The 5,050-nt window shown below is 33.8% G+C and carries 3 protein-coding genes and 1 pseudogene; all 4 read left to right on the forward strand.

Annotated elements, in window-relative coordinates; genetic code table 11:
- Nucleotides 1-217: 217 nt before the first annotated feature.
- Nucleotides 218-1,825 carry an adenylate/guanylate cyclase domain-containing protein gene (locus F6K13_RS17595; protein ID WP_287287906.1) on the forward strand — a complete coding sequence of 536 codons (1,608 nt, stop codon included), beginning with the start codon at nucleotides 218-220 and terminating at the stop codon, nucleotides 1,823-1,825.
- Nucleotides 1,826-2,997: 1,172 nt separating this feature from the next.
- Entirely contained in the window at nucleotides 2,998-3,732 is a 735-nt protein-coding gene (locus tag F6K13_RS17600; RefSeq protein WP_124154803.1) for a 15,16-dihydrobiliverdin:ferredoxin oxidoreductase, read from the forward strand.
- A 112-nt stretch (nucleotides 3,733-3,844) separates the two neighbouring features.
- A complete protein-coding gene (locus F6K13_RS17605; RefSeq protein ID WP_287274905.1) occupies nucleotides 3,845-4,615 on the forward strand; it encodes a phycoerythrobilin:ferredoxin oxidoreductase in 771 nt (256 codons plus the stop codon).
- 288 nt (nucleotides 4,616-4,903) lie between these two features.
- Nucleotides 4,904-5,050: pseudogene (locus F6K13_RS17610) on the forward strand (phycocyanin subunit beta); the annotation flags it as partial.

Below are 5,050 nucleotides of genomic sequence, written 5' to 3' on the forward strand. Positions count from 1 at the left end.
GACAGGAGAAATGGGAATGAACGAGGAGGTAGGAGTAAGAATTTTAAGAATGATTTTTATGCCCAACTCTGGCCTAAAATACTAACTTTTTGAGCGTGAAGAACTGAAAACCAGGCACTTTTTAAAGCCCCCAAAAAGGCTAAAACCTTTATCTGTAAATACTTTTAGATTTAATCAGCAAGCCCTAATTAATCATACTTTTTAGGAGGTACAGTAAATGCCTTATTTCATCTATGCTCCAGATACTGGCAATGAAAAAGTATATGAATTACTCACAGGTGAAATTACTATTGGTAGAGAAAGAGATAATATTATTGCTATTACTCACGAAACAAGTGTTTCCCGTCATCATGCACAAATTGTAATTTCTCAAGATAGCGTTAATATTGTCGATCAAAATAGTAGTAATGGTACTTTTGTTAATGGAATTAAAATTGATAGCTGCATACTCAAAGAAGGAGATTTAATTCATTGTGGAAATGCAATTTTTAAATTTGTTACTAATTCTAGTCAAGCACAAGATATAGGTCGAACAAATATTGTTAAACAATACTCACAAGAGTCTAATCAAACTGAGTTGAACGAACTATTAGACCAGCAACAAGATGATTCATTATCAGTGCTTAAACTGAAGGAAAAAGATAGTAATCTCCAAGCAGTAGACAAATTAAAAATTTTGTTGGAAGTAAGCAAACAGCTTTCTTCTCCCACTGAACTGGAAATATTACTAGAAAAAATTCTTGAACTTCTATTTCAGATTATCAAAGTAGACCGAGTCGTCATTCTTTTAGTGAATGAAACAACTGGAGAACTTGAACAAAAAGCAGTAAAAGGAAAAGAAGGCATTACGACTGAAGGTCGATTTTATAGCAAAAATATTACTAATTTTGCTCTAGAAAAAGGGACAACTTTTTTGACCACAAATGCTTGTCTCGATCAGCGCTTCAACAATCCAGAATCAATTGTTTCTCAATCAATTCATGGAGCAGTTTGTATACCCCTCAAACCTAGAGATAAAATTATCGGAGTATTATATGCCGATAATTTATCATTATCAAATGTTTATTCTGATGAAGATGTCGAATTTATGACAGGTTTAGCTAATCAAGCAGCGATCGCTATAGAGAATACTCAACTTTATAATAAGATACAAGTAGAAGCAATTATCCGAAATAAATTAGAGCGCTTCTTTCCCATAACTGTAGCTAGAAAACTTAAAGAAACAGAAAAATTAGAAATAATTGATACAGAAGTAACTGCTTTATTTTCTGATATTAGTGGCTTTACAAAAATGTCTTCAACAATGGAGCCACGTCAAATAATATCTATGTTGAATGAATATTTTAAAATCATGGTAGAAGATATTGTTTTTAGGTATGAAGGAACTTTAGAAAAATATATTGGAGATGCTTTATTTGCTATTTGGGGTGCTCCTTATCAAACTGCTAATGATGTAGAAAAAGCTATAAAAGCAGCAATTGATATGCAGTGGGCTGTTCGTAGTTTTAATAAGCAGAGAGAAAAACGTCATCAAGAACCAATTGCTATCCATATAGGAATTAATTCTGGAAAAGTAGCAGCTGGAAATATTGGTTCAGAAAAGTTAATTCAATACGCGACTATTGGCGATACAACTAATGTTACTAGCAGGATATGTAGTGAAGCACAAGCTGATGAAATTATGATTAGTAAAACTACACAAGAAAAGCTAAAAGAACATCACTTTCCCTTAGAAAAAATTCCACCAGTCATGGTTAAAGGAAAAGACGAACCAATACAACTATATCGTTTACTTTGGCAACAAGTACCATCAGAAATTGGTTGAAAATTACTATTAAATAGGGTTTGCTGATTAAATCTAAAAGTATTTACAGATAAGGTTTTAGCCTTCTTGGGGCCTTTAAAAAGTGCCTAGTTTTCAGCTATTCATGCTCAAAAAGGAGCGTATTTTAGGCGCATAGTTGGGCAGAAAAATTAAGGGACAATTCTTACTCCTATCTCCTCATTATTCCCATTTCTCCTGTCTCCTGTCTCCTGTCTCCTACCCTCATCCATAAGACTTTTTCAGCAAGCCCTAAATAGGTTTTATTTTGGAACTGGAGAGTACAAAATTATGCCAAAAAACGATTTATTTTGAAGACTTTAAAGTATTACCGGAAAATGCTTACAGTACTTATAGATATGAATAAATAGTTTTTAATCTTTAGAGGGCTGAAAACCTTAGCTAGCAATAGTTACTCCAAGAACTTTTCACTGTTTAGTATTCATAATAAATGTGTTTAATCCCTTCGTTTTATAGCGTTTACGAAAGTCATTAGGTACAGTTGTTTTTCTTATTTATTGATTCTTAGGGAACCAGAATTACTACTCCCTACTCCCTACTCCCTAAAACTAAGGAATTTTGTACCTCACCAATATGGGAATTACTATATACCAATTCCCATGCATTAATGCTATACTTCAGCCAGACTTCAACAGTCAAATATTTACTAAGATTAAAAGTATTTTTTTGACAATTATTAGTCTGTTAGTATAGATTTTTCCTGCTTTTATCCCCTCCCCCACCTCTCACACTTCCCCACCCAATCATACATAGCATTCTTTTTGAGAAATCGTATAATACCAATTTGAAAAAAGAATGCTATATTTAAGTGACACTTCAATTATTAAGTAATTAACAAAGACTGAATATTTTTTTTGATAATTATTAGCTAGTTATTGTTAATTATTCTTATTTTTACCTCTCCCCTACTCCCTCACTCCCCTACTCCCCTGCAATGCGAAAATGTAGCAAACATTGATCAAATTGGTATTACTGGCGCATAACACTAAATATGGAGTAAATTTTTCCCTTGTCTAGTTAATTGAGACTTTTGATATTTAATTTTTGCCTTTTGGCTTTATGAAGGATTATTGCTTTGTTTATGAGAAATGAGACTCAGGCGATCGCCATCAATTACTCTGATAAGATGATTTAATATGTGACCATAAGTATCAATGTACAAGCCATTCTTAGAATACTTAGAAAAAGAGCTATTCAGTAGATTTGACTTAAGCAGTAAACCAATTCCTGCTGGTTTAGAAGCAAATGTTAGTAATCGAGGCAAGAATCAAGCTACTATCCAAAGTTGGTGTTATGAGTGTCCTCAGCTAAGAAAAATACGTTATACCTATATAGATGCAGGAGCTTCAGCTCAGGTATTTAATAGTGTGATTTATCCCAGTTACTACTATGACATTCCACTTTTAGGAATTGACCTATTATCTTTTGGTAAAAGTAAAATCTTAATAGTATTAGATTTTCAACCTTTATTTCAAGAAGAATCTTATTTAGAAAAATATATAGAACCAATGCGATCGTTGCGAGAAAAATATAATGACTTGGCTCAAAAATTAGAAATGAAATTTTATGATGCTAACCAATATTTTTCTAAATATTTACTGTTTGCTAAAACAGATGAAAAAACAGTGAAAACTACATTTTTTGAAGCCTATAAACAATACATTAACTTGTATTGGGAAATGTTAGATAAAGCAGAAATTCTTGATCGAACAGAAGATATTCAAAAGGTAATTAAAGCCCAAAAAGATTACGATCAATATAGTGCAGATCGTGACCCAGCGTCAGGATTATTTAGCAGTTATTTTGGCCATGAATGGTCAGAAAAATTTCTCTACGAATTCTTGTTTGAAGATGCTGTACCATTAGCTGTTCCCAATGCAACCCGATAATTCCAATAATTTTGTTAACTATTCAGTTAAAAATTGATACTCGCACCCTTCTAACATATCCAGGGGGGTGTGAGCTAAATTTTTGTAGATAAATTGCTGAAATACATAGGTAATGACACCAACTGAAAATATAGTGAATTTGTATCAACCTTTTCTAGATTATGCTCTAACTCAGCTCAAGCAAGAACTAGAACTAAAACCTTACCCTATACCCTCTGGATTTGAACATAAAGTTGCTATAACTGGCAAGGGCAAAAAAGAACAAGAAGTAGATACAACCAGTTACGCCTACTGCAGTCCCAAGCTCCGACAAATTAGAGCAGCTCATGTTCAAGGTGGCAGTGCCCTCCAAGTGTTAAATTTTGTAATATTTCCCCACCTTAATTATGATTTGCCATTTTTTGGGGCAGACCTAGTTACCTTGCCAGGGGGACATCTCATTGCCTTAGATATGCAGCCCTTATTTCGGGATGACCCTCAATATCAAGAAAAGTATACTCAGCCAATATGGGATACCTTCCAAACACATCAGCAGCATTTGCCTTGGGGAGGAGATTTTCCTGAAGAAGCAACCCCTTTCTTTTCTCCAGCTTTTCTTTGGACTCGTCCTCAAAAAAATGAATTAGTCGAGACAAGAGTGTTTGAAGCCTTCAAAGATTACCTGCAAGCTTATTTAATTTTTGTAAAGCAAGCACAACCTATTACTGATGTAGAGAAATTAGCAGAAATCAAGCAGGCACAACTGCGTTATCTCAGATATCGAGCCGAAAAAGATCCAGCTAGAGGAATGTTTACTAGATTTTATGGCCCTGAATGGACAGAAGAATATATTCATGGCTTTCTATTTGACCTAGAAAGACAGTTGGCCTTGAATCCTGTTTAACTTTACTATACTGTACTGTAGAAAATTTTGTTAATAATTTGTAATAAATAAAAACACAACAGCATTGTATAAAGAATATCTGAAGGGTTATAAAGATAAGAGAAAATCAACAAAAACATTGATTGATAAGCTTGAAAAGCTTCTCATAAACAGTGTAAGATTTTCTCAGGATTTTCAAACAGTCCAATTTTACTTTTCCAGCCATGGGCAGCTAGCCTGAAAAAACTCAAAAAATACCCATAGCATCGAAAAGCAACTAAAAAAAAATCAAATTAGGAGAATTAATCGATGTTTGATGCTTTTACAAAAGTAGTTTCCCAGGCAGATGCCAGGGGTGAATTTGTTTCTACTAGCCAGATCGACGCTCTGGCAGCAATGGTTGCAGAGAGCAACAAGCGTATAGATGCAGTTAACCGTATTACTGGTAACGCTTCA

The sequence above is a fragment of the Okeania sp. SIO2B9 genome (genome assembly GCF_010672505.1).
GTDB classification, from domain to species: Bacteria; Cyanobacteriota; Cyanobacteriia; order Cyanobacteriales; family Microcoleaceae; genus Okeania; species Okeania hirsuta.

Coding starts and splice junctions, on each gene's coding strand:
- F6K13_RS17595 (WP_287287906.1), top strand. CDS start 218: ATGCCTTATTTCATCTATGCTCCAGATACTGGCAATGAAAAAGTATAT.
- F6K13_RS17605 (WP_287274905.1), top strand. CDS start 3,845: ATGACACCAACTGAAAATATAGTGAATTTGTATCAACCTTTTCTAGAT.
- F6K13_RS17600 (WP_124154803.1), top strand. CDS start 2,998: ATGTACAAGCCATTCTTAGAATACTTAGAAAAAGAGCTATTCAGTAGA.